Source organism: Geobacillus thermocatenulatus (genome assembly GCF_002217655.1).
Lineage (GTDB): Bacteria > Bacillota > Bacilli > Bacillales > Anoxybacillaceae > Geobacillus > Geobacillus thermocatenulatus.
In genome coordinates, this window is the sequence record NZ_NEWK01000002.1 from 887,790 (window position 1) to 911,800 (window position 24,011).

Here is a 24,011-nt window from a genome sequence, read left to right on the forward strand (position 1 = left end):
GCTGATGAAACGTCGGGGATACGGATACCGAAATATCCAGCATTTTGCATTGCGGGTTCGGCTAGAAACAGCTAACATACTTTCATGACAGGTGCAAGTACAACTTTTGGTGATGAACCATATAAATTATCTTACCCTATAAGGCTTGACATGGAGCCTCTGCATGCATAGATTCTTTTGCGAAGGCCGCAGCACAAAAGGAGTTCGCAGAGGCAACCAACCTACCATGCACGCCACTTCATGTAAAGCCGTGTCTCTGAAATTATATTTTGTGAGAAAACTGACCTGTTTTGTTTCCAATTTAGTGCTTAATTTTTATCTTGCATCTCACATTTCGCACCCTCTCGACAAAAATCGGGAGGATTTTTTTATCTTCCTGTCGAATGAACCCTTGAAACACAAGGAAAGCAAAGGAGTTTCTACATCATGAGCGTTCAAATCCGTGCCATTTATGAAAGTTCCTATTTGAATATAATAAGCACCATTTTCAAGGATCTTGGTCTCCCTGTGTTGATCGACCGTCTTGTTCCTGTGAATCCTCAATGCCAAACCCGAGCCAGCGATGTGGTCTGGCTGCTCACCTTGGATATATTGAGCGGTCGGCAAGCACTCGTTCATGTGGAACGATGGGCGCATGACATCGATTTGCCTAAGCTGATCCGGCCAGGGCTTTCCCCTTCTTGGTTCAACGACGATGCGATCGCCCGACATCTCGATCGGCTGTACGACGCCAATATCCACGCGGTTCTTTCGGCCTGTCTCGTGCAAATTTACAAGAAAGAAGGCATCCCTCTTCGGGTGTTCCATGCCGATACGACCGATGCATCCGTTTACGGTACGTATGAATCGGCCTCACCAGATGCCTTGCCGATTACGCATGGCTACAATCGGCATCATCGTTGGCAAAAGCAGATCGGATTTGGGCTGATTGGCAACGAGGATGGCATTCCGTTTTATGGCGATGTACACGACGGCAACCTGCCGGATAAGACGTGGAATCCCGAGGTGTTGTCCCGTGTGCAGAAACAGCTACAGCAGGCAAAGATCGAAGAGGAATGGATTTATGTTGCCGATTCTGCCGCCATGACGAAAGACACACTGGCGCAAACGAAGGCCGCCAACGCCTTTTTGATCACAAGAGGTCCTTCTTCGCTTCGGATCGTCAAAACCGCGCTCGCCGAAGCCGATGCCCAAGAGACGCCGTGGAGAGATCCGTTCTCCTTAGCGGAGAAAAACGGAGCCACCTACCGGGTGTGGGAAACGACATCGACGTACGAAGGTCATTCGGTTCGGCTGATTGTCGTTGAATCCAGCGCGCTTGACCAACGAAAAGGAAAGACGCTCGAAAAAGAACGAAACCAAGAAGCAGAGCTTCTTCGGCAGAAACAAACCCAGTGGGAAAGCCGTCTGTTTTCGTGCCGGGAAGATGCGGAACAAGCCCTAGCGTCTCTAAAGTCGTCCCTTCGTCTCCGGTTCCATCGCGTCGAGGCGTCGGTCGAAGCGATCGTGCGCCCGAAAAAACGGCGTGGACGTCCGAAAAAAGAGGCGGAACCGGACATGGAGACGCTGTACGCCCTTCGCGTGAACGTGGAATTCGACCAAGCTGCGTGGGAACAGGCGAGACGGAAAGCGTCCCGGTTTGTCCTTGTCACGACCGTTCCGGAGGAATGGAAAGGTCAACCGATGAATGCGAAAGAGATCTTGAAGTTGTACAAAGGTCAAATCTCGGTGGAAATGAACTTCTCTTTCTTGAAAGACCCGTTCTTTACGGATGAGATTTACGTAAAAAAACCGGAACGGGTCGCGGTATTAGGCTATTTGTTTCTGTTGGCCTTGGCGATTTACCGCGTCTTCCAGCGCCGAGTGCGTCCGTTCATCACCCCGGAACACCCATTAAAGGGGGCGGGAGGACGGAAACTGACCCGACCGACTGGACAAGCGATTTTTCCATTGTTTTGGTATGTTAGAGTCGTCCTGTTGGAACTGCCGGATGGACGAATCCAACGCGCGTTAGGTCAACCGCTCACATATGAGCAGCGAAGGATTCTGCAAGGATTAGGGATGGACGAGAGTATGTACGTCTGATGAAATAAGGAACCACTAGCGATGGTAAAAAAAGGATACGATCGCTAGTGGTGTTGGTTTAAAAATTTTTCTGAAAAAATGAATAAAAAATCCTCTCGCTCCCCTCTACTATGGTGCGAAATATGAGGTATAATTTTGTAATTATTTGAAGGTTTTTTTGAAAAAAATGTCGAAATTCGTTAATAACTTTTGATTAAGGGGGGGTAAAATGTATATTTCTAGTCTAAGTATTAAGAATTACCGTAATTTTGGAGATGAAGAATTTACAATCCCATTAAAGCCCTTTACTGCGATTATCGGAGAAAACAATATTGGTAAATCTAATCTTCTAGAGTCGATAGGTCTAATACTTAGTCAAGATATAACAATGTTCAAGAAAAGAATGCTTGATATAGAAGATATAAACTATAAAACTAAAGAAACATTTAAAAAACAAGTAGCCAATTTGGTTTTTATGGATGATTTAAAAGGGATAGAAGAGAAAATAAAATTTCCTGAGGTTAAAGTTGAAATCGTATTAGAAGATATGGACGATGACCAACTGGCAGTGGTAGGTGATTGGTTTTTCGAACCGACGTTTACTAAAGCAAAATTAACATATTTGTTTCGGCCAAGGCCGGGATTCAAAAAGAGCGATTGGATTAATCAACAGAAAGAGAAACTAGCAAAATTACATAAAGAAAGACATATTGAAAGTAAAAAGTTGTATGAATATGTAGACTTTCCGATAGAACAATATGAATATATTATATACGGCGGAGATAATCCGGCGAATAAATGTGACCCATATTTTTTAAGAATGCTTAAGTTAGAGGTACTCGATGCTTTGAGGGATGCAAAAAGAGAGTTAAAAGCAAATGGGGAATATAAACTTTTGTATCGTATTCTAAACAAAGATTATGACACTGATTTTGTTGGAATACGTACTTTATTAGAAAACTTAAATGAAGAAATAAAACAAAATGAAAAGTTACAACAAATCAAAAGGGAATTAACTCATTACTTAGATAGAGTGTCATTAGTCAATTCGGTTGAACAAAATAATATAGACTTTAATTTTTCTTCACCCGAAATTAGCGAGATTTTGAAAAAATTAAGTCTTATTTATGGACAGGAACCTATTTCTATTGAAAGAAATGGATTAGGAAAAAACAACCTTCTGTTTATTTCTCTTGTACTTTCTCATCTCGCTTCACAAACAGAAAATAAATCGCCATTAATATTTAGAGTGATTGGGATTGAAGAACCAGAAGCCCATTTACATCCTCACTCTCAAAAACATTTGGCACACAATTTAAGTGATATTAGCAAAGTTGAGACATTAGATTCAGACGAGGGGATACAAAAGAATGGTGAGAGTGGTATAAAAAAGGATACACAAATTATTGTCACCTCACATTCAACACATATTACAACATCCATAGATCTTGAGAATTTGGTAGTTTTGTACAAAGATAAAGGGAAACTGGACTATCATTACATCTTGGACGGATTTAAAGATAATAGGGAGGGTAGGGAACATATCCGTTATTTAAAGAAATACATAGATGCGACTAATTCATCAATGTTCTTTGCTAGAAAACTTATTTTGGTAGAAGGTATCTCTGAGCAAATATTGATTCCAACCTTTTTTAAATTATTGTATGGTCAAACATTAGAAAGAATAGGTTGTAACATCATCAATGTCAATGGCCTGGCTTTTAAGCCTTTTCTTGAAGTAATAAAAAATGGCTATTTTATAAAATGTGGAGTTGTAACGGATAAAGATAAAGGTACACATATGGAAAATAGAGCAGATGAACTTAAGAAAAAATACGATGGAGACATAATTAAGATTGAATTTAATGAAGAAACTTTTGAAAAAGAGATTCTGAAATTCAATCAAAAAGGAAAAGGAAAGGATATTTTACTAAAGGTTTTTCAGAAATTACGTCCAAAGTTATTTATAGATTTTTCGCCTAACTGGGACTCAGAAATTAATATTGACGAATATTTTGGAAAAATTAAAGAAGCAAAATCAGATTTTGCTTTCTTTTTGCAAGAGGAACTACAAGAAAACCATGATGGCTTTGAAATTCCAGAATATATTAAAAGAATTTTAAAGTTCATAATGGAGGAAAATGATGGGGAGAAGCAAGAAAATTAGTAAACATAAGTTAATTATTGCGGCTGCTGGATCTGGTAAAACTAGAGAACTAATCAAAAGAATAAAAGATAAGATTAAATTATTACCTCCATCTAAACACTTAATTGTTATAACTTATACTAATGCAGCAACTAATGAAATAAAAGAAAGACTGGAGGAGGAAATTAGTATTCCTGAAAATGTATTTATAGGAACGATACACAGTTTTTTAATTAAATACGTGATTAAACCGTATGGTAAGATTTTGAGGCTTGTTCCCGATGAAATTACAATAACAGATTATGACATCAAAATAGATTCCCAGACGGGAAATCAATATTACCAAAGAAAAAATCAAATAATTAATGCATTGTCACGTAAAGGCATTATTACTTATGATGGAGTTGTAACTCTAGCGAAAAAAATTCTTAAAAATGACGTGGTAAGGGCAAGATTTTGTAAGAGAATTGCGTATTTGTTTGTAGATGAATTTCAAGATTCTGATTTAGGTCAATTTCAGATATTTGAAATATTAAGAAAAGGAAACTGCACTGAGATAGTACTTGTAGGAGATCCTGAACAAAACATCATGAATTTCCGAAAGAAAATAACAAATCATCCTATCGTTTCCCTTCAAGGTAAAAAAACGTATCATGTAGAATGTATACAGAATAACTATCGTTCGAGTGAAACAATTGTAGAATTTATTAACCATTTTCATTCTGATATTAAGCAACTTTATAAGAATAAGGAAATTACATCTAAAAATCCTATTGTGTTTATTGAATCAACTGAACTTAATCAAATTGTACGCAATTTTAATGATTTATGTACTAACAAGGAATATTGTGAAAACAAACCGAAAAAAAGGTTTTTTCTAGCGTATGAAAATAAAGAATTTGATGAATATAGGATTAATAATAGCGGTAATAGAGAGTCTAAACAGGCATTTAAAGTTATAGATTTAATTATGCAATATCTTGGTGCTCTTTATAATGTAAAAAAGTCTAAACTGATTAATCATTTTAATATGGAAACCATTGAATTCAGAAAAAGGTGTTTGAATCTGTTTTTTAAAATTAGAAGCGATCCAAATATGAAAATAGAGCATATAATTACATATCTAAATTCATTATTTCCGCATAAGATTAGTCCTTTAGAGGAAAACACAAATATTCAATTTAAAATTGATAAAATTGTAGAAGATTTTATTAAAGACATCCAATCTATCGATTTTAAAAAAAATATTGATAACATTATTGATGATGATTATGAAGACCACTTTCTAACTATTCATAAATCCAAGGGATTACAGGCAGATGCTGTATTAGCAGTGGCCAGCACTGAAAAAGAATTATTAAAATGGCTAGAGATAGATAAAAACAAAAGGTTATCAGATAAGACGGATGACTGCCGATTAGGATACGTTGCTTTTAGTAGGGCAAAGGAATTTTTATGTATAGCATGCAGAAAAAGTATTAGTGACAGTACGAGACAACATCTTAATAATCTAGGTGTGGTATTCTATAGTGATAAAACTGCCGCAAAAAAAGACTTAACCTATGTTTAGACTTGAGTTTTTTAGGATATTTGGAAAAAGTCTTTTATGTATTTTGTACAATAAAGAATATGTCAATTTGGTTTTATCTAACAGCATTAATGCAAGGGATGAATTTAGATACACGTTCACACAGTTGGCACGTAAAATTATTAGATTAACTTCTTAAACAGTTAACATTTTCGGCTTAAAAACAAGGAAATCCCCCTCCTATTTTGAATCAGATGAGTGAAAAGGAGGGGGATTTTTTATGGTTAAAATGTTGCTTGAGTATAATTTGCTTATATTCCAATGTTGTTTTAAACCCGAGTTCGACAGTCACTAGGCAAACAAAATGCCTCTCGCCCCTTGATGCAAAAGGGACGAGAGACATTTGGGCACACTTCGGGCGTGTATCTAGGCGCGAGGATGGATGCCTAGGATCTTCGGACCCGCTCAGAGTGGTCGAACCAATACGAGAGCAGCATCAGGCGAAGCAGCCGTTCCGGATCCGCCGCCGGGCGACCCGTTTTTTCCGTGTACAGGGGAGCCACCCAATCGTGAATGACGGAAAAGTCGACGGCTTCGTTGATCTGGCGCAGGATATGGTGTGGGGGAACCAGGTCCTCCATGTCGATGACTTAAAACAGACGAGGCTGAGTCGAAGGGTTTTTGGGGGCTTTCATGATCCGCTCACGCTCCATTCCAACGATTTTTCTTCCTTTTTCGACATAAGCCCCCCTAAATCCCTGCCTTGGCGTGTACTTTTTCACCAGCCTTCTATACCCCTTCCGTTTTAGTCGACTATGAAACCGATTTACATGTGTATGATCAACGTCTTTGTCCGTCAAGGGAAGGAGGAAGCCGGGCATGAAGATGGATTTAAAAGAGATTTGTAAAGCCCTGCATTTGGCGTACATCGCGGATCGATTCGAGGAGGTGACCTACGAGACCAAGGAACAGTTTTTGCGTGATGTGTTGGTGTTGGAGCTGTCGTTCCGTCAGAAAGCAAAACAGGCTCGATTGATCAAGAAGGCGAAGTTCCGGGAGTTGAAATGGCTCAAAGATTACGAATGGTCGGATCAGATTCATTGGCCGACCACGACCTCGAAGGAAGAACTTTGCGACCTTCGCTTTTTGGAGCAAAAACAGAACGTCCTGCTTTGAGGTTCGCCGGGAACAGGAAAAACCCATCTCGCCACCGCATTAGGATGAAAAGCGTGTAAACGGGGCCATGAAGTTCGGTTTTTCCGTGTCGCCGATCTTGTCGCCCAGCTCGAAGAGGCGTTAAAAGACGGCACCCTCGGACGGCTCAAACGGCAAATCGACACATGCGAGCTGTTGATTTTGGACGAACTCGGCTATGTACCTTTCCAAAAGCAGGGATCGGAACTGCTGTTTCACATCATTGCCGATTGTTATGAACGAAAAAGTGTCATCGTGACATCGAATTTAGAGTTTGGACAGTGGAATCGAGTGTTTGGGGACAACCGCCTGACGGCAGCGCTGGTGGATCGTTTGGTCCATCACGCCCACATTCTCGCGTTTACGGGAGAGAGCTACCGCTTGCGGCACGCGCTTTCTGCCGTTCAGTCGCTCCCTTCTCACTCGGTTGAAAGGTAAATTCATTGAGCCGGCAAGCCTATGTATTTTTTCTTGCAATTCTCTGCACTTTTTGCTTGCAAAAAACAGCATTTTGATCATTCGGATCCCGTGATTCTACTAAATTATTTCCCTCATAAACGTAGCTTGTTGTAATGTTTAAGCCATCTACGTCCTCAATGATTTGAATAGGATTCGCCGCTTCATTAAAGGTATACTGAATTTTACGGCCATTCGGTTGCGTTACGACAAGTTGTCGTTTTGTTTGGTCATAGTTCATCGTATAGATGCGGTTTTCAGGATCAATCGCTTGGCTTAGCCTGTCGCCATGATAAATGAACTGATTAACGACCGGTTTTGCTTCCGTATGCGTCGGTTCCAATACTTTCTCTAATCGACCAGTATCTCGTTACTTCCCCGCCCGTCTGAGTCACTTTGGTTAATAAATCATTGTCATATTCATACTGGATCACCCGATTCATTGGGTCGGTAATTTTCTGGATTCTGCCGTCTATATTATACTCGATACTCAGCTTTCTGCCCGATGCATCGGTCACCGACACCAGCTTTCCGTTAGAATAACTGTAGGTAGTGGCATTCCCATGTCCATCTACGATTTTCGTTAACTTGCCGTCACTTTTTTGAAAGTGGATTTTCGTTTGATCTTTTGTCGTCAGGATATATTCATCGGTTGTTTCGCTTAACTCCAAGTAAACACCTGTCGGGGCTTTATACGTGCCGTCGGATAATTTCGTGAATATATGGAGCGTGCCATCTTCATCCGTAAATCTCGCTTCATTTCCTTGGGCAACGATATTCATTTCCGCATCGCTATGCCATCCTTTTCCGAACAATCCAACCGATGTGGATAAACTATTGTACGTTCTTGTGATTCCAAACCCAGGTCCTCTTCCGGAAATCGAAACATCGTCTTCGTCTATAATCAGATTACCGGTAGCGGCATTCACGCTGCCATACGGAACATCAATGATGGACCAGTACTCTTCCTTTCCTAAATACTCATTCGCCTCCGGAATTTTCACCGTCAATGCATTGTTGGAAAATACCGTTTCCCCATCCGCATTGTATGCGCTGAGTCGGAACCAGTAACTGGTGCTTGTGGCGTATTTTGTCCCCATTTTCGCATACATGGGGGAAGGATCTTTCGGAAGTTCCAATCCTTGTCCATCATGATGCAACGTTAAGGTGCTGGAATCCCCCTGTTGAATTTCCTCCGGCGTTGGCCAAATTCCTTTATTTTGCGTCGTCCAATGGTCCACGTCTCCTACATCAAATGCTTCATAGTAAAGTCCATTAAAAATCCATACTTTGTATCCTGTTGCACCAGGGATTTTCTCCCAGTCTAACATGACATAACCCGAGTTGCTTCCTAATCGGTTGCTGTAAGCAAACCCTGAAGGCGCTGATGGCACTGGCAAATCTGGAATACGAGGCATATACGCATCCGAAAAGACGGTTTCCCCTTGAGAGTTATAGGCGCTTACTCGAATCCAGTAGTTGGCAGCTGTTGCGTATTTCGTTCCTGCATTGGCATAGACCGGGGACGGGTCAACAGCTAATTCTGTGCCAAGACCATCGTTTACATGCAACTTATATCTACCTGCATGAATTTCCGTGGATGTTGGCCAATACTTTTTGTTTTTCGTTGTCCAAGAAGTGACGTTCCCGACATCTAACGATTCATAGTAGGAACCGTTAAAAATCCAAATTTTATACCCCGTCGCTCCACTCACAGGATTCCATTTGAAATCGATATATCCTGTTCCATTTCCATTTGTATAACTTACCCCCGTCCGAGCAGATGGCTTTGCCAAATTCGGAATGGTCGGCATATACGCGCCTGACATGGCGCTTTCGCCTTGAGGGAAAATGGCGCTGACTCGGAACCAGTAGTTCTTACTGTTCGGATAGCTTCCGCCTGAATTTCGATAGACCGGGGAAGGATCGACAGCCAGCTCCGTCCCTAACTGATCTTGATGAAGGTCGTATCTTCCAGCGCTAATTTCAGAAGGGGTCGGCCAGATTTTTTTCCCCTTTGTACTCCAGGAAGTGACATTGCCTACATCAAACGCTTCATATGATTTCCCGTTATAAATCCAAACTTTATAACCCGCAGCACCAGGAACCGGATCCCATGATAAATTGATATATCCTGTGCCATCCCCATTGCTGAAGGCGGTTCCTGTCGCCGTATTTGGAACGGGTATCGTATACGTAACAGACAAATATGGTTTATAACTGCTATTCGTAGTGGAAACAACTTTTTTCCAATACGTTTGTCCATTGCCATTCGTATGAAGTTTAAATCCGTAATTTTGCTTTGTCCCGGATGCCCATTCTTTTACCGTATTCGTTACATCAAATTGCGCCCATTGGTCTCTTGCGACATCAACCTTGCCAATGTTGGTGGAGGAAGGTTGATGATTCCACGTTAACGTGCTCACGGACCATGGACCATTGACAACATCTAGCCATAACCCTGTTGGTGTCGTTGCATAATACGAATGGGTGACATAGACATGGAATGTGGCACTCGTCACATTCATATTTTTGATGCTCGATAGATCTGGGTTCAAAAAGCCATAGCAAGTACCTGTTGTTCCATCATAATAACCAACTTTCAAAACGTATTGTCCCTGCGCCGAATTCCACTTGCTTGATGAGGAACTATAGTTGGTTGTCGGATAAGCACTCATTACAAATGCATCGGTAGACACATTAATGGAAGTACTCGGATCAATATAAACAGGGTATACACGTTTAGGATCCTTCAGCCACTCCGGGTCGGCTTTGACCGTTAAAATATATCCTTGATCATCCTGTTGTAATTCATACGTTACATTCTCTGAGCGCTGCACCTCGCCAGAGCGTTCATCGACATTCGAATCCACCATAAACGGCTTTGGCAGCTCAAAAACCCTTTCATTTTCTTTATTTGTAAATAAAGCGGTCATCCGCAACTATACGACAGACGACTTCGCTGATCTCATCCGCGTGCAGCAAGAAAGTTTATTAGAAGACGAAGAATCGCTCAACCATGCCGTGTTAATGGAATGGCGCAATCCGTTTAAGCAAACATAAGGAAAAATTTGCAACCCTGAAAAGAAAGGAATCGCCGGCAGCGGCCGCGAATAAGAAAAGGAGACTATCGACAGAAAGGAATCGCGATCGATGAGGACGATTTCCTACAGCGATCCGCTCGCTCCTTTGCTCATTCGCAATGAACTGTTTTCCTTGCTGCCGGCGCACATCCGTCATCTGACCGTCGTTTGCATCGGCAGCAATCGCATCAACGGCGACAGCTTAGGGCCGTTCGTCGGCACGCTGCTGGAAAACGCTTATCCGGATCATTTGACCGTCATCGGCACGCTCAGGCAACCCGTCGATGCGACAAACATCCGACGCGTTTCCGAACAATTGCAAAACGAACACGGAGCATATGTAGTGGCAATCGACAGCATTGTCGGGCCGCAGCCGTTTGTCCATACGATCGCCATCCGCCCTGGCGCCCTTTCCCCTGGCACGGCGCTCGGCAAATCGCTGCCATCGATCGGCGACATCAGCGTCATGGGAGTCATGATGGAGGACACGGCCGATGTAAGCGCGCTTCCGTATACGAATTTGCACGTTGTCTACCAAATGGCGAAAGCGATCGCGTTAGGCCTTTCGCTCACGGTCCGGCAACGATATGGCCATGAATCGTCGAAGCCGCTGTTGGCATAACGCAAAACGAAAAAAGCGCGGCGAACATAAACGTCGCCACGCTTTCATTCAGGCAAGTGAAAATGTTCGTTTGACAAACGACACGACTTCCTCAGCCGTGCCGAGCGACAACACCGTCTCTTTGATGCGGGCCGCCTCTTCTTTCGCCAGTTGTTTCAACTGAGCGCGCGCTGGCAAAATCGAGGTGGCGCTCATGCTGAACTCATCAAGGCCAAGGGCAAGCAAAATCGGAATGGCGATCGGGTCGCCGGCCATTTCCCCGCACATCCCGACCCATTTTCCTTCGCGATGGGCGGCATCGATCACGTGGCTGATGAGCCGCAAAATGGCCGGGTTGTACGGCTGGTACAAATACGAAACACGCTCATTCATCCGGTCGGCCGCCATCGTATATTGGATCAGGTCGTTCGTTCCAATGCTGAAGAAATCGACTTCTTTCGCAAACTGGTCCGCCATGACGGCAGCCGCCGGGATTTCCACCATCATGCCGACTTCAATTCCATCCGCAACGGCAACCCCTTGGCGGAGGAGCGCCTCTTTTTCTTCAAGCAAAATGGCTTTCGCTTGGCGGAATTCATCGAGCGTCGCAATCATCGGGAACATGATTTTCAAATTGCCGTGCACACTCGCCCGCAGCAAGGCGCGCAGCTGCGTGCGGAACATATCTTGCATCTCAAGGCAAAGGCGGATTGCCCGGAACCCTAAGAACGGATTCATTTCTTTCGGCAGCTGCAAATACGGCAGCTCTTTGTCGCCGCCAATGTCAAGCGTACGCACAACGACCGGCTTGCCATTCATTTGTTCCAGCACCGTTTTGTAAGCCGCAAACTGTTCGTCTTCCGTAGGCAGCTCCGATCGTCCCATGTATAAAAATTCCGTGCGATACAATCCGATCCCTTCCGCTCCGTTGGCCAACGCTCCTTTCACATCGTCCGGCGTGCCGATATTGGCCGCCAGCTCAACGTGCACGCCATCAGCGGTGACCGTCGGTTGATCGACAAGCTTCGCCCATTCCGCTTTTTGCTCCTCATAGCGAGCCCGCTTCTCTTCATAACGCGCAAGCAGCTCCGGTGACGGATTGACGACGACTTGACCGTCGAGCCCATCGACGATGACCATGTCGCCGTTTTTTACTTCCGCCGTCACCGCCTTCGTGCCGACGACAGCCGGAATTTCGAGCGAGCGGGCCATAATGGCCGAGTACGACGTTCGCCCGCCGATGTCGGTGGCAAATCCTTTCACATATTGGCGGTTCAGCTGCGCCGTATCGGATGGCGTCAAGTCTTCAGCGATGATCACGACTTCCTCAGAAATGAGGCTCGGGTTCGAGATCGTGACGCCAAGCAGATGGGCGAGGACGCGCTTTGTCACATCGCGGATATCGGCGGCCCGCTCTTTCATATACTCATTGTCCATGCCTTCAAACATGGAAATGAAAAACGATGCCGTTTCATGGAGCGCATATTCCGCATTCACTTGTTCTGTTTTGATTTTTTCCTTAATCGGGTTCAGCAATTCTGGGTCGTCAAGCACAAGCAAGTGGGCGGCAAAAATGGCGGCTTTGTCTTCTCCAAGTTTTTCCAAGGCATGCTGCTTGATGGCTTCCAGCTCTTCTTTCGCTTTTGCGACCGCCGCCTCAAGCCGCGCAATTTCCGCCTCGACGTCGGCGACCGTTCGTTTTTCCGCCGCCAAATGAGGCGTTTCCAAGCGATATGCCTTGGCGATGGCGATGCCGCTTGAAGCGGCGATGCCATGAATCATTTTTTCCATTATTCCGCAAGACCTTCTTTCGCCAACGTATCCGTTAACGCCGTCATTGCTTCTGCTGCATCGGCCCCTTCTGCCGTGATTTTGATCGTGGCCCCTTTCGGAATGCCTAATGACATGACGCCCATGATCGATTTCAAGTTCACTGTTTTGCCGTTGTACTCAAGCTGGATTTCGCTGTTGAATTTGCTCGCCGTTTGCACCAAAATCGTCGCCGGACGAGCGTGGATGCCGGAATCCGAAACGACTTTAAACGTCTTTTCTGCCATGTTCATCATTCCCCTTTTCTTCAATTTTTTCTTTGCCATCATATCAAATGCAGGGGCGGGGAGGCAACGGAAAATGCTTGGTCCCGCCCCGCGGCGAATAAGCAGTTTAGCGGATCGTCACAACAGCGTCTTCTCCTCGAGCAACTGAGCCTTGCTTGTTGACGTGAACCGTTTCGCCGGCTTTGAGATTCGTGAAAATCACCGGCGTGACGATCGATGGCGCGTTCTGTTTGACATAATCAAGGTCGACGCGCAAAATCGGCTGCCCTTTTTTCACTTCGTCGCCTTCCTTCACAAGCGCTTCAAACCCTTGGCCGTTCAGCTTCACCGTGTCGATGCCGACGTGGATCAAAATTTCATGCCCGCCGGCCGACTGAATGCCAATGGCGTGCTTCGTCGGAAAGACGTTGATGATGTTGCCATCAACCGGAGAGACGACCGTGCCGGCCGTCGGCATGACCGCGAACCCGTCGCCCATCATTTTTTGCGAAAACACTTGGTCCGGCACTTCAGCGAGCGGAACGATTTCTCCGGACATCGGCGAAGCAATCGTTTCGGACTCCGCGGCTACCAAAGCCGCTGCTTTCGGTTTCTCTTCCGCCCGGGCCGGCGTTTTTCCTTGCATGATGTCTTGAATTTGCCCTTTTAACATATCCGATTTCGGACCGAAAATCGCTTGCACGTTGTTGCCGACTTCAAGCACCCCGGCAGCGCCAAGCGCCTTCAGGCGATCTTTATCGACCCGGCCGATATCATGGACCGAAACGCGCAAACGTGTAATGCATGCGTCCAAATGTTCGATGTTTTCCTTTCCGCCAAGGGCAGCGAGCACTTCATACGGCAGGTCGCCAGCGGCGGCTGCCTCGGCTTTCGGTGCTTCCTCGACCGTTTTTTCCCGGCCCGGCGTCGCCAAATCCCATTTGCGGATCGCAAAACGGAATCCGAAATAATAAATCACGGCAAACACCAAGCCGACCGGAATGACGAGCCACCATGCCGTCCGGTTTGGCAGAACGCCAAACAGCAAGAAGTCAATGACCCCGCCGGAGAAGGTCATCCCGATTTTGACGTTCAACAAGTGCATGATCATAAACGACAAGCCGGCAAAGACGCAGTGAATGGCAAACAGCGCCGGGGCGACAAACAAGAACGAAAATTCGATCGGTTCGGTAATCCCGGTCAAAAACGATGTCAACGCGGCCGATCCCATGATGCCGGCCACAACTTTTTTGTTTTCCGGCCGCGCTTCATGGTAAATCGCAAGCGCCGCTGCCGGGAGACCAAACATCATAAACGGAAACTTCCCGGTCATGAACGTGCCGGCCGTCAGTTCCACGCCGTCTTTCAGCTGCTCGAAAAAGATTTTTTGGTCGCCATGCACCACTTGCCCGGCTTTATTGACGTATTCGCCAAATTCAAACCAAAACGGTGCATAGAAAATGTGATGCAAGCCAAATGGAATCAACGCCCGTTCGATGACGCCGAAAATAAAGGCGGCCAACGGTTTGTTCGCATCGATCATATTGTGCGAAAACGCATTGAGCCCGTGCTGAATCGGCGGCCAAACGAATGTCATGATAATGCCAAGCACGACTGCGGACGCCGCCGTCACGATCGGCACGAACCGCTTGCCGGCGAAAAAGCCGAGATATTGCGGCAGTTCGATATTGAAGTATTTGTTGTACATGTACGCGGCCAAAATCCCAACGATAATCCCGCCGAAGACGCCCGTCTGCAGCGTCGGGATGCCGAGAATGTTGGCGTACGACGGGTCAGAGCCGACCATATCGGCCGTTACGCCTAAGATGACGCTCATCGTCACGTTCATAATCAAGTAGCCGATAATCGCCGCCAAGCCTGCGACCCCGTCCCCGCCGGCAAGACCGATCGCCACACCAACCGCAAACAAGAGCGACAAGTTGGAGAAGACGATGCCGCCTGCTTGCTCCATCACGTTGGAGACGAGCACGACCCAATCGGCTTTTAATGCGGGAATTTTGTCCGTGAGCGCCGGGTTTTTCAAGGCGTTGCCAAGCGCCAGCAAAATCCCGGCCGCCGGCAAAATCGCCACCGGCAGCATGAGCGCTTTCCCGACTTTTTGCAGCGTGCCAAACGCTCGCTTCATCTTCATAACCTCCTTTAGGTTCCTTTTCTTAAGTTTTGCAGCAAACAGCTGATTCATGTACCGAAAATGGAGCGGACGCTTCCGAAGGGCACCGGCGCAATAAAAAAGGCATGATTAAAGAGAGGCAAAAAGAACGCTTACAACAGCGCGCATACATTCGCAGCTGTTGCCGCCTTATTTGCCCTCTTTACTCATGCCTGATCGAGTCAGTAACACGTAAAGCGAGACAACCTATGCAGTTGTATTGTTCTTTTTCTCCGCCAGCCGTTGCAGATGCAACGTCAAATAGACCGCCTCGGCATCGTCCGCCGGCAGATGAAGCGTTTGCTGCATGACTTTGACCAACTTCCATGCTAGATTATAGCATAATGGATACGCTTCCTTCAAGATTTTCGACAAATTTTTTGGTTCTTCGACTTTTTCGCCTTTTTTCATCCGCTCAATCGCATAGCGCAAATGGCGGACGAAACGCAAATAATGAACGCTCTCGCGGTCGATGTCAACGCCAAGCTGTTGCTCGACGATCTTGACAAGATCAGCAATGAGCTGGGAATATCGATTCGCTTCCGACACGCTTTGTTTGGAAATCGCGCTATGAATATGAAGGGCAATAAAGCCTGTCTCCCCTTCAGGCAGGGAGACTCCGAGCTTTTGTTCAATCGTGCGGGCCACTTCATTGGCAATTTCATATTCCAACGGATACAAGCTTTTCGTCTCAGCCAAAAACGGGTTTTTGACGTCCAATCCTTGTTCAAGCCGCTTCAATGTAAAAGCGATATGGTCCGTCAGCGCCACATGGATGTGCTCGTCGAGCGGTGCGCCCACGCGTTGCTGAATATGTTGAACCACCTCGCTCATGAGGGCGATGAATTCTTCGCTCAATTCCGGAAGCAGCTTTTTGTATTGCTCTTGTTCACGTTCGTTTTTCAGAACGAAACATTTTTCCACAGCGCTCTTCGCAATCTCGTCCCCCCGTTTTTTGCCGAAGCCGATTCCTTTGCCAAGCAAAACGACTTCGCCATACGCCGGATGGGAAGCGATTAACACGTTATTGTTGAGCGTTTTTTCGACGCGAAACGGCTGTTCCATCAGGATCCCTCCTTTCTGCACCCATCGTCTGCCGCTAGTCTATGCAGACTACATTATAAACCGGACGGGCCATCGCTCTCAATGACGTTTTTTTGGATGGGGCGCCGCTCTTCTCGACATACTAATAAGAGTGCTGGGAGGGAGGAAAGATTTTGCGGGCATACGGCAGCGGAGCGAAACGGGCCGAAAGGAGGTCGCATGTCGAACAAAGGGAGACAAAAGAAAGTGAACCAAGAAACAGCCAACCCGACCGTCTCCAAGGCGGAGGCAGAAATGGCCAAAGACAGCGTGGATACGGCCAAGCAAGCGAAAAAGAACCGCTCGCAGCGACAGCGAGGCTCCCCTTTTTTGGGGACAGCCCCGCTGTTTTGCCGCTATAGCGCCGGCGGCCATCGGCCCGGCCGCCCACTTCGACGGCGACTAGGCCGTCCGGCGCACCGGATGAAGACGGCTGAAAATCATCTTCAATAACGGCGGCGTCACAACAGTCGTTGCCAATACGACGATGATCATGACCGCAAACATGTCCCCATCAAGCAGGCCGGCCTCCAAGCCGATGCCGGCGATGATGAGCGCCACCTCACCGCGCGACACCATGCCAGCGCCGACCGCCAGCGAGCTTCCCCACGAAAATCCGGCCCATTTTGCCCCCAGCGCGGCGCCGACAAGCTTTGTCAAAATCGCGAGCGCACTCCAACCGACAATCAGCGGCCAATGCTCGACGATGCCGGAAAAGTCGGCCGCAACCCCGATGGAGGTAAAAAAGACAGGGACAAACAAAGAATAGGCGATCGTTTCCATTTTCTCAAATACTTCTTCCCGATAGTCCGTAAAACTCGCGCCAAGCCCGGCCATATAGGCTCCGATGATCGCCGCCACTCCCGTCGCTTCAGCGAAGTAAGCAAACGCAAAGCAAATGATCAAACCAGCTGACACAACCGTTTCCGTCACACGCAGCGGGGCAAACCACTTTAGCACGAGCGGGATGGCTTTCCAAGCGAGCAAAATGGCAACGGCAAAAAAGATGACTTTTTTCAGCACAACCGCTCCGAGGTCAACGTCACCGCCCGTCAAGCTCAATAAAAACGCCAGCGCGATGACAACCAACACATCGTCGATCACCGCTGCGCCGAGAATCGCGGATCCTTCCTTCGATTGCAGCTGTCCCATCTCTTTGAGCGCCTGCACGGAAATGCTGACGCTCGTTGCGGACAGCAAAAGTCCGAGGAAAAGAGCTGTGCCGGTTTCCATGCCGAACGCTGCGCCAGCCGCATACCCGGCGAGCAGCGGAACGAGAATGCCGAGCACTCCGACCGCCACAGCAGCTTTTCCAGTGCGCCGAAACTGGTCCATATCCGTCTCAAGGCCGGCGATAAACATAAGCAAAATGACGCCGATTTGGCTTAACTCCTGCAAAAGGTCGGTATCCTCGATCACACCGAGCACACTCGGACCAAGCACAATGCCGATGAGCAGCTTGCCGAGCACGGCAGGTTGGCCAAGGCGCACGGCAAGATCGCCGGCAAGTTTGGCGGCAAATAAAATGACTGCCAGTTGGGCGATGAACACATCATCACATCCTTTTCCCATTATTCCTCCTCAAACTACGTTTATCATGTGCAATAGGTTTCATTTTTAACGGATTTCCGAAAGAAGTCTCCCACTTCAAGCAAAGCTAAGTCAGAATCGTTCCCTGCACGATCGGCAGTTTCGACCCTAAAAAACTGAAAGAGAAATTTGACGAACCAAAACGCGCTGTGCACCGGAAGGGCCTATGATGATCCACAAAACATCAGCCGCTGCCTGCCATAGAACTCGTCTGCCTATCAGCCATGGATTGAGCCGTTAGCCAAAAAAAAACAGACATCCTCGCTCTGCGTGGACGCCTGTTGTTATGACAGCGTATTTTGCCGGCCGTTTGCGGCTTTGACGCCGCCGGACGGAAACGTCAAATGAACAGTCGTTCCCTTCCCAACCTCACTTTCGATCCGCATCGTTCCTTTATGTTCTTGAACGATTTTCATGCTTGTCGTCAGCCCGAGCCCCATTCCTTTTTCTTTCAAAGTGAAAAACGGTTCACCGATTTTCTGCAGCCGCTCTTTCGGAATGCCGACGCCGGTGTCGGCAACATCGACCAAGACCTTCCCGTCCGCTTCCGCAACGTGGACGTATAGAATTCCGCCATCAGGCATCGCTTCGATGGCATTTTTCATAACGTTCAACAACACTTGAACAATTTGGTTTTGATCGCCGTACACACAAGCTTTCGGAGCGGTGTTATGGACGGAAATGGAAACGTTGTTCAACGTCGCCTCATGGCCAATCAAGCTGATGACATACGAAAGGGCCTCGTCTAGCAAAAACGGCCGATAATCGTGGCTTTGCGGCTTAGCGAGCACCAACAGCTCGCTGACAATTTGGTTGATGCGGCCGAGCTCATTTAACATAATGCGCATGTAATGATCATTCACTTCGCGTGTTTCTTGCATCATCTGAATAAATCCTTTCATGGAGGTGAGCGGGTTGCGAATTTCATGGGCAATGCCGGCGGCCAGCTCGCCAAGAACGGACAGCTTTTCTTTTTTCAAGAGCAGCTCCTCAGCAAGCTTTTGCTGGGTAATGTCGCGGCCGATCGTCAGCAGCCCTTTGCGCGCTCCGTTTTCGTCAAAGAGCGGCACTTTAATGACGTCAAACGTCTTCACTTCTCCATCCGGCGTCGCAAACGATTCCTCGCGGCGCGTGACCGTTCCGTTTTTCCATGCTTCGCGGTCCGATTCGATGCACTGCTCGAAAGCGTCCTTAAAAAACGGCACCAGCTCGCCAAGTTCACGATCGGTTTTCCCGACATAGTCGATACGCTCGAGATGATAAAGCCGCTGTCCGAAATCGTTGACGCGCAGCCATCGACCCTCGCTGTCTTTAAAGCAAACGAAATCGGGCATCGAATTGATGAGCGTAAGCAGCTGTTGTTCATTTTCTTCGATCTTTTCCAGCTGCTCGCGTTTTTTTAACAGCTGGTACAAAAAAATAGCCGAGAGCAAAATAAACACGGCCCCTTTGGCGGCGCCAAGCGCCATATATACAGCGCGGCTGATCGACAGCATATTGAGCAAGGTGTCGGTGGCGGCAATCCATAAAATGCTGCCCATGATGTATACGGCGATTACTTTTGTTTTGTTGACCACGTTCTCATCGAACCCCTAACATGCAAAGTCGCTGGCGGCCACGGTCGCTCTCTAGGCTACATTTCCCGCGCCCAGCCGAGCAACCGCACGGCCAAGAGGGCGGCGCGCTCATGGTCAAGCCGCTTTTTTAGCGATGCCTCAAGCCGCTCGGCCACCGCCTCCGCCTCTTCCTCATAGGCGAACGAAAATGACCACTCAAGCGCCGGAATGGCCATCACGATATATTCTTCTTTTCGATTTTCGTAAATGTAGACATTAGCCGGAGCTTGTCCGTCCATCACCGGCGTTTTGCGGATTTTCATGTTTCCGTCTCACCTTTTCCTTTCAAACCGTCTCCATTTTGTTTATTTTAACAAACGCCCGCTCCCTACTCAATATAAATCATTTTCCTTGTCATTCCCCCGTCGATGACCAAATTAACCCCGGTGATAAAATCGTTTTCCTCATCGCATAAATACAGACAAGCGCGGGCGATATCGTCCGGTTTGCCGACGCGGCCGGCCGGGTGCTGCCGGTGGTCAATGTCTCGCAATTGCCCATAATCGCCCGTTTCAATCCAACCGGGGCTGATGCAATTGACGCGAATGCGATCATCCGCAAACGACACCGCCAGCGCATGGGTCAAAGCGACAAGGCCGCCTTTCGATGCAGCGTACGCCTCGGAATTCGGCTCGGACATGAGCGCCCTTGTCGAGGCAATGTTGACGATGGCTCCGCCTTTTGCATTGCGGCGCATATATTTCGCTGCTTCTCGAGAAGCAAAAAAAGCGCTGCGCAAATTCGTTGACAGCACGTCATCCCACTCCTTGGCCGTCAGCTCATACGGCGACTTCCAGCGTGAGACGCCAGCATTGTTGATCAAATAGTCAATGCGGCCGAAGCGGCCGGCAGCTTCTTGTACAAACCGTTCAATATCGTCCACCTTCCGCACATCCGCTGCCACAAAGATCGCCTGGAACCCGTCCGACTGCAATTGCGCGGCGAACGCTTCACCGTTTTGAATATCGCGGTCGATGATCACGACGTTCGCTCCCTGTTTTGCGTATGCTCTAGCGATCGCCTTGCCGATCCCATTCGCTCCACCGGTGACAATGGCTGTTTTCTGTTCCATGCTCACGTGCAATCTCTTCTCCCTTCCTTTGCTCCGTTTGCTTTCGGGTGGGATCCAACTGAAAACGGTAGGCTTTATGCATGACCTGTCTCCCACGATAAGGAACATTTGTTCTATTCATGACCATTTTATACCTTTCGTTCTTTTGGTGCAAGAGGAAGGTGGATGAGGAAAGATACCGATTCATCCCCACTTGCGCTCATGCATGGAAGTAAGGATTTTCTCGGCCCGAGATGTGAAAAAGACCGCCATTCGGCGGTCTTTTTTGGCATCTTACCGATAGGGGCCATACGAGATGGGAAAGCCAGGCGCATACGGGGTTCCTCCGCCATAATATGGAGGCAGCGGCGCGGCAGGATAGCCATAGCCATACGGCATCACCGGGGCATACGGCTGCGGCGCCATCGGTGGATAGTACAGCGGCGCATATGGATGTGCGCCAGGAACGAAACTTGATGTTGCACCAGCAGCCATTCCAGACAGCGTGCCAGGAACGGCCACGGGAGCCGCGCTGCCAGCCGGGGGAACGTTTTCTGCATACGGGGCCGTCATGCCATACGGAATAGCGGCGTCATCAGGCGTCATCGGCGGCTTGTTTTCTTTCCCCCCCATCGGCCAAACGGAAGCATGGGCCATATTCGGCCCGGCTCCTAAACCGAGCGGCGGCGCCGGCAGCATCATATCGGAGCTGTCCGGACTGTCTGGACTGTCAAGATGGACCGGACTGACAAGCGGCGCTGGCGGCGCAACCGGTGGACACCAATAGCCATAAGGCATTGCCGGCGGATAATACGCCATCGGCATCACTTGAGTCGGCATCCCTTCATTTGGCGTCGTTGCCGATAGCGGAGCCATCGGTGGCACGTTATTCTCCATCCACCCGGCTTCACTGTCATGGCCGGAAGAGGTTGAAAACGGACCATTCATATACGGATCCCAATGATTCATTGTTCTCTCCCTTTCTTGCTTATATTCTCGGGGCGCGTACCCACCCATATTGTATGTCGGAACAAGCAAAGGGTGTTTGCCCGGCCAAAATATAGGTATTTCACCCAACAGGCGTCTGTGATACGATCAATAACGGTGACGACACCGAACGATGCTTGGAGGGATGTGCAATGAATGAAGCGCTGGCGGCCAAGCAAATCGATGATTTGCGCAACGGAATCATCTCCGAACTGTTGGTGAAAAAAGAGGACTTCCCTGTTTTTCGCGCCGTGCTCGTCAAACAGCCCGACTTCAAACGATTTCGCGGCATCGCCCAGCGCGGCGGCCATGTTATTTACCACTATATGGATGCTCCACGCAGCTAAAAGCTCCTGTTCCCATGGCTTCACACCCGGCTTTCCGCCCTAGAAGCCGGGTGTTTTTGCTCACGAAGAATTTTCCACCCTTCTCTATGAAACTAGTCATTTCAATGCCTCGCGCGTTTTTTCCATCATTTCGATAATGACTCATCGCGTGATCCTTGTTACTCTAGTAGCGAGTTTGCAAGACAAAAGGAGGGAAGTGGATGAAACAAGCAAAAGCATGGGTGACGGCTATGTTGTGCGGCATCTTTTTCTTTGCCGGCCATGCCGATGCGGCGACGATCCACACCGTCAAGCGCGGCGACACGCTTTGGAACATCGCGAAACAATACGGTGTGCCGCTGAAACAACTGCAGCAGACAAACCGCAAAGGCGACTGGCTATATCCTGGTGAAAAACTCGTCATCCCTGATGCCGGCATCACGGCGGCGGAGAAAGATTTGCTCGCTCGCCTCGTCCATGCCGAGGCGAAAGGGGAACCGTACGCCGGGAAAGTGGCCGTGGCAACGGTCGTGCTCAACCGCGTCGACCATCCGGATTTTCCGGATACGATCCGCGCCGTCATTTATGAGCGCTCTGGCGGCCATTATGCATTCACGCCGGTCGCAAACGGATCGATCAACGAACCGGCCGACCGTGAATCATACCGCGCCGTTGAAGAAGCACTTGCTTTTCGCGGTTTAGGAAACGGCTCGCTCTATTTCTATAATCCGAAAACGGCGAAAAGCAAATGGCTGCGCTCGCGCCCAGTGACCGTCGTCATCGGCAACCATGTGTTTGCCAAGTAGACGAAAACAAGGGGATTCTCTTTATCAAGACCTAAAATTAAAAAATGCTAAAAAAATAAAGGTAAGCACATATTAGTCATGTATAATATGTTTGCTTACCTTTTTTATTTTGGATTGAACTAATTCCACCCGTTAGCCGCCCATGCATCGCTTCGTAGCGCCACAGATGATGGAAGTTCATTCGTTCTTCCATGGGAGATAAGTAAGAGAGTTATTTTTTGAGTTGTTTAAAGTAAATTATTTCAGGGTCTCCTTCATCCAGATTATCAATAAAACCACTCTTACTATATCCAAGTGATAAGAATACCCTGTGCATTCTCTCATTAGATTGATTCGTTGAAGAAAAAATCTTTTCCGTTGGAGATATATTTTCAAAATACTTGATTAGTGATTTCGCATATCCTTTTCTTCTTTCTGAAGGTTTTACAACAACTAATGAGATAAAACTACATTCAAAAAAATGAGTGTTGTAAACCAAAAAACCAACAATTGACCTGTTAACTTTAGCGACTAAACAACCCCCTTCTTCAATTGCTTTCTTTATGTATGTTCTTCTGCTTTCATCTCCAATAACTTCCGCATCGATTCTTACTATCTCATCTAATTCATTCAATTTGGCTATTGTTATATGTTCCAAAAAAATCAAAACCTCCCTCTAGAAATGTTGATCTATCAAGGCTTTTCGGCCTCTCAGGGGTGTCCAAAAAATATTTTTCGACAAAATCCCTTACATCCTTTTTCAGTTTTGTGGATATCTTACAGACCTAGGGTGCGCCAGTGATGGACATCGGTCAACGTTCCCGAAAATCCCTTGGTGGTCAAGGCATCGACAATGTGAACGAGATGCTTCAAGACCGGTTTGGAAAGTTGCAGCGTCAACCCCAAAGTGAAGAAAAACTTGTAGATTCCTTGGTGATGTGCTAATCTATTCATGGGACATGAACCTCCTTGTGGGTAGTTGGTAGCACATCTATTCTAACCAAGGAGTCCGGTTCATGTCTCCTTTTTTGTTTGATTGTCAATTTATGTTAGCGAATTTGCTCATCTACAGATAATGAATCTATTATGTATGAAAAAGAGGATATATGTTCTTATACTGAACATAATATCCTCTAATCATTATAGTATAGTTAACGGCTTCGCCCCTTGTTTTTTTTTTTAAAATATCAGATTTTAGGAAAGAAACCCCTTTACTTGTGCATAAAAATAAGGCAAACTAGTAAAAAAGCGCCTGCTCCTTTTTATAAAGAGCGGGCACAACGGCCAGGGCGCAC

At 47.2% G+C, this 24,011-nt stretch carries 19 protein-coding genes and 3 pseudogenes; 8 read left to right on the forward strand and 14 right to left on the reverse strand.

The features are described 5' to 3' along the window. The first annotated feature begins 426 nt into the window (after window positions 1-426). The 3 genes from B9L19_RS13320 (at window position 427) to B9L19_RS13330 (ending at window position 5,780) form a co-directional block, all read left to right on the forward strand. Window positions 427-2,085 (forward strand): IS1634 family transposase, encoded by a 1,659-nt coding sequence (locus B9L19_RS13320; RefSeq protein ID WP_089113956.1) that lies wholly within the window; start codon window positions 427-429, stop codon window positions 2,083-2,085. Between the two features lie 208 nt (window positions 2,086-2,293). Next, window positions 2,294-4,231, forward strand: coding sequence for an ATP-dependent nuclease (locus B9L19_RS13325; protein ID WP_089113957.1), 1,938 nt, complete (start codon window positions 2,294-2,296; stop codon window positions 4,229-4,231). Continuing rightward, a complete protein-coding gene (locus B9L19_RS13330) occupies window positions 4,209-5,780 on the forward strand; it encodes a UvrD-helicase domain-containing protein (protein ID WP_047753498.1) in 1,572 nt (523 codons plus the stop codon). Before B9L19_RS13325 ends, B9L19_RS13330 begins: the two co-directional genes overlap by 23 nt. Before the next feature lie 419 nt (window positions 5,781-6,199). Here B9L19_RS13330 and B9L19_RS13335 read toward each other — a convergent pair. Continuing rightward, window positions 6,200-6,379, reverse strand: a pseudogene (locus tag B9L19_RS13335) (transposase); the annotation flags it as partial. 238 nt (window positions 6,380-6,617) lie between these two features. On the opposite strand from B9L19_RS13335, the pseudogene istB reads away from it, so the two are divergent. Then, window positions 6,618-7,370 (forward strand): annotated as a pseudogene (gene istB, locus B9L19_RS13340) (IS21-like element helper ATPase IstB). 19 nt (window positions 7,371-7,389) lie between these two features. Here istB and B9L19_RS19410 read toward each other — a convergent pair. Further along, the gene (locus B9L19_RS19410; RefSeq protein ID WP_241772013.1) at window positions 7,390-7,731 is read right to left on the reverse strand and encodes a hypothetical protein; all 342 of its coding nucleotides are present in this window, start codon (window positions 7,729-7,731) and stop codon (window positions 7,390-7,392) included. Beyond that, window positions 7,694-10,324, reverse strand: a complete 2,631-nt coding sequence (locus B9L19_RS13345; protein WP_241772014.1) for a DNRLRE domain-containing protein — start codon at window positions 10,322-10,324, stop codon at window positions 7,694-7,696. The genes B9L19_RS19410 and B9L19_RS13345 overlap by 38 nt, the downstream gene beginning before the upstream one ends. Window positions 10,325-10,541: 217 nt before the next feature. Here B9L19_RS13345 and yyaC point away from each other — a divergent pair, with 217 nt between their 5' ends. Further along, window positions 10,542-11,093 (forward strand): spore protease YyaC, encoded by a 552-nt coding sequence (gene yyaC / locus B9L19_RS13355; protein ID WP_025948351.1) that lies wholly within the window; start codon window positions 10,542-10,544, stop codon window positions 11,091-11,093. 48 nt (window positions 11,094-11,141) lie between these two features. Here the strand turns inward: yyaC and ptsP are convergent, their stop codons facing one another. From ptsP to glcT, 4 genes are all read right to left on the reverse strand, one after another. After that, window positions 11,142-12,863: a phosphoenolpyruvate--protein phosphotransferase gene (gene ptsP / locus B9L19_RS13360; RefSeq protein WP_089113958.1), complete on the reverse strand. Its 1,722-nt coding sequence runs from the start codon at window positions 12,861-12,863 to the stop codon at window positions 11,142-11,144. Continuing rightward, on the reverse strand, window positions 12,863-13,129 hold the full coding sequence (locus B9L19_RS13365) for a phosphocarrier protein HPr (RefSeq protein WP_025948353.1): 267 nt from the start codon (window positions 13,127-13,129) through the stop codon (window positions 12,863-12,865). The genes ptsP and B9L19_RS13365 overlap by 1 nt, the downstream gene beginning before the upstream one ends. A 106-nt stretch (window positions 13,130-13,235) precedes the next feature. After that, on the reverse strand, window positions 13,236-15,254 hold the full coding sequence (gene ptsG / locus B9L19_RS13370; RefSeq protein ID WP_025948354.1) for a glucose-specific PTS transporter subunit IIBC: 2,019 nt from the start codon (window positions 15,252-15,254) through the stop codon (window positions 13,236-13,238). Window positions 15,255-15,485: 231 nt separating this feature from the next. Further along, window positions 15,486-16,343: a glucose PTS transporter transcription antiterminator GlcT gene (gene glcT / locus B9L19_RS13375; protein ID WP_025948355.1), complete on the reverse strand. Its 858-nt coding sequence runs from the start codon at window positions 16,341-16,343 to the stop codon at window positions 15,486-15,488. 198 nt (window positions 16,344-16,541) lie between these two features. On the opposite strand from glcT, the gene B9L19_RS13380 reads away from it, so the two are divergent. After that, window positions 16,542-16,814 carry a hypothetical protein gene (locus B9L19_RS13380; protein ID WP_047753425.1) on the forward strand — a complete coding sequence of 91 codons (273 nt, stop codon included), beginning with the start codon at window positions 16,542-16,544 and terminating at the stop codon, window positions 16,812-16,814. Here the strand turns inward: B9L19_RS13380 and B9L19_RS13385 are convergent. The 5 genes from B9L19_RS13385 to B9L19_RS13405 all read right to left on the reverse strand — a co-directional run bounded on the left by B9L19_RS13385 (window position 16,764) and on the right by B9L19_RS13405 (window position 21,587). Continuing rightward, window positions 16,764-17,933, reverse strand: coding sequence for a cation:proton antiporter (locus tag B9L19_RS13385; protein WP_172643478.1), 1,170 nt, complete (start codon window positions 17,931-17,933; stop codon window positions 16,764-16,766). The genes B9L19_RS13380 and B9L19_RS13385 overlap by 51 nt on opposite strands. A 302-nt stretch (window positions 17,934-18,235) precedes the next feature. Beyond that, window positions 18,236-19,528, reverse strand: a complete 1,293-nt coding sequence (locus B9L19_RS13390; RefSeq protein ID WP_025948358.1) for an ATP-binding protein — start codon at window positions 19,526-19,528, stop codon at window positions 18,236-18,238. 56 nt (window positions 19,529-19,584) lie between these two features. Further along, the gene (locus B9L19_RS13395) at window positions 19,585-19,830 is read right to left on the reverse strand and encodes a YueH family protein (protein WP_025948359.1); all 246 of its coding nucleotides are present in this window, start codon (window positions 19,828-19,830) and stop codon (window positions 19,585-19,587) included. Window positions 19,831-19,895: 65 nt separating this feature from the next. Then, complete coding sequence (locus B9L19_RS13400) at window positions 19,896-20,645, reverse strand: SDR family NAD(P)-dependent oxidoreductase (protein ID WP_025948360.1); 750 nt, start codon at window positions 20,643-20,645, stop codon at window positions 19,896-19,898. Window positions 20,646-20,912: 267 nt separating this feature from the next. Next, entirely contained in the window at window positions 20,913-21,587 is a 675-nt protein-coding gene (locus B9L19_RS13405) for a hypothetical protein (RefSeq protein ID WP_047753426.1), read from the reverse strand. Between the two features lie 170 nt (window positions 21,588-21,757). Here B9L19_RS13405 and B9L19_RS13410 point away from each other — a divergent pair, with 170 nt between their 5' ends. Both B9L19_RS13410 and B9L19_RS13415 read left to right on the forward strand, forming a co-directional pair. Then, window positions 21,758-21,952, forward strand: coding sequence for a hypothetical protein (locus B9L19_RS13410; RefSeq protein ID WP_025948362.1), 195 nt, complete (start codon window positions 21,758-21,760; stop codon window positions 21,950-21,952). A 200-nt stretch (window positions 21,953-22,152) separates the two neighbouring features. Then, entirely contained in the window at window positions 22,153-22,737 is a 585-nt protein-coding gene (locus B9L19_RS13415; protein WP_047753427.1) for a cell wall hydrolase, read from the forward strand. A 211-nt stretch (window positions 22,738-22,948) separates the two neighbouring features. On the opposite strand, the gene B9L19_RS13420 is transcribed toward B9L19_RS13415, so the two are convergent. Further along, window positions 22,949-23,374, reverse strand: coding sequence for a GNAT family N-acetyltransferase (locus B9L19_RS13420; RefSeq protein ID WP_047753428.1), 426 nt, complete (start codon window positions 23,372-23,374; stop codon window positions 22,949-22,951). A gap of 140 nt (window positions 23,375-23,514) precedes the next feature. Further along, window positions 23,515-23,670 (reverse strand): annotated as a pseudogene (locus B9L19_RS13425) (IS701 family transposase); the annotation flags it as partial. Between the last annotated feature and the right edge of the window lie 341 nt (window positions 23,671-24,011).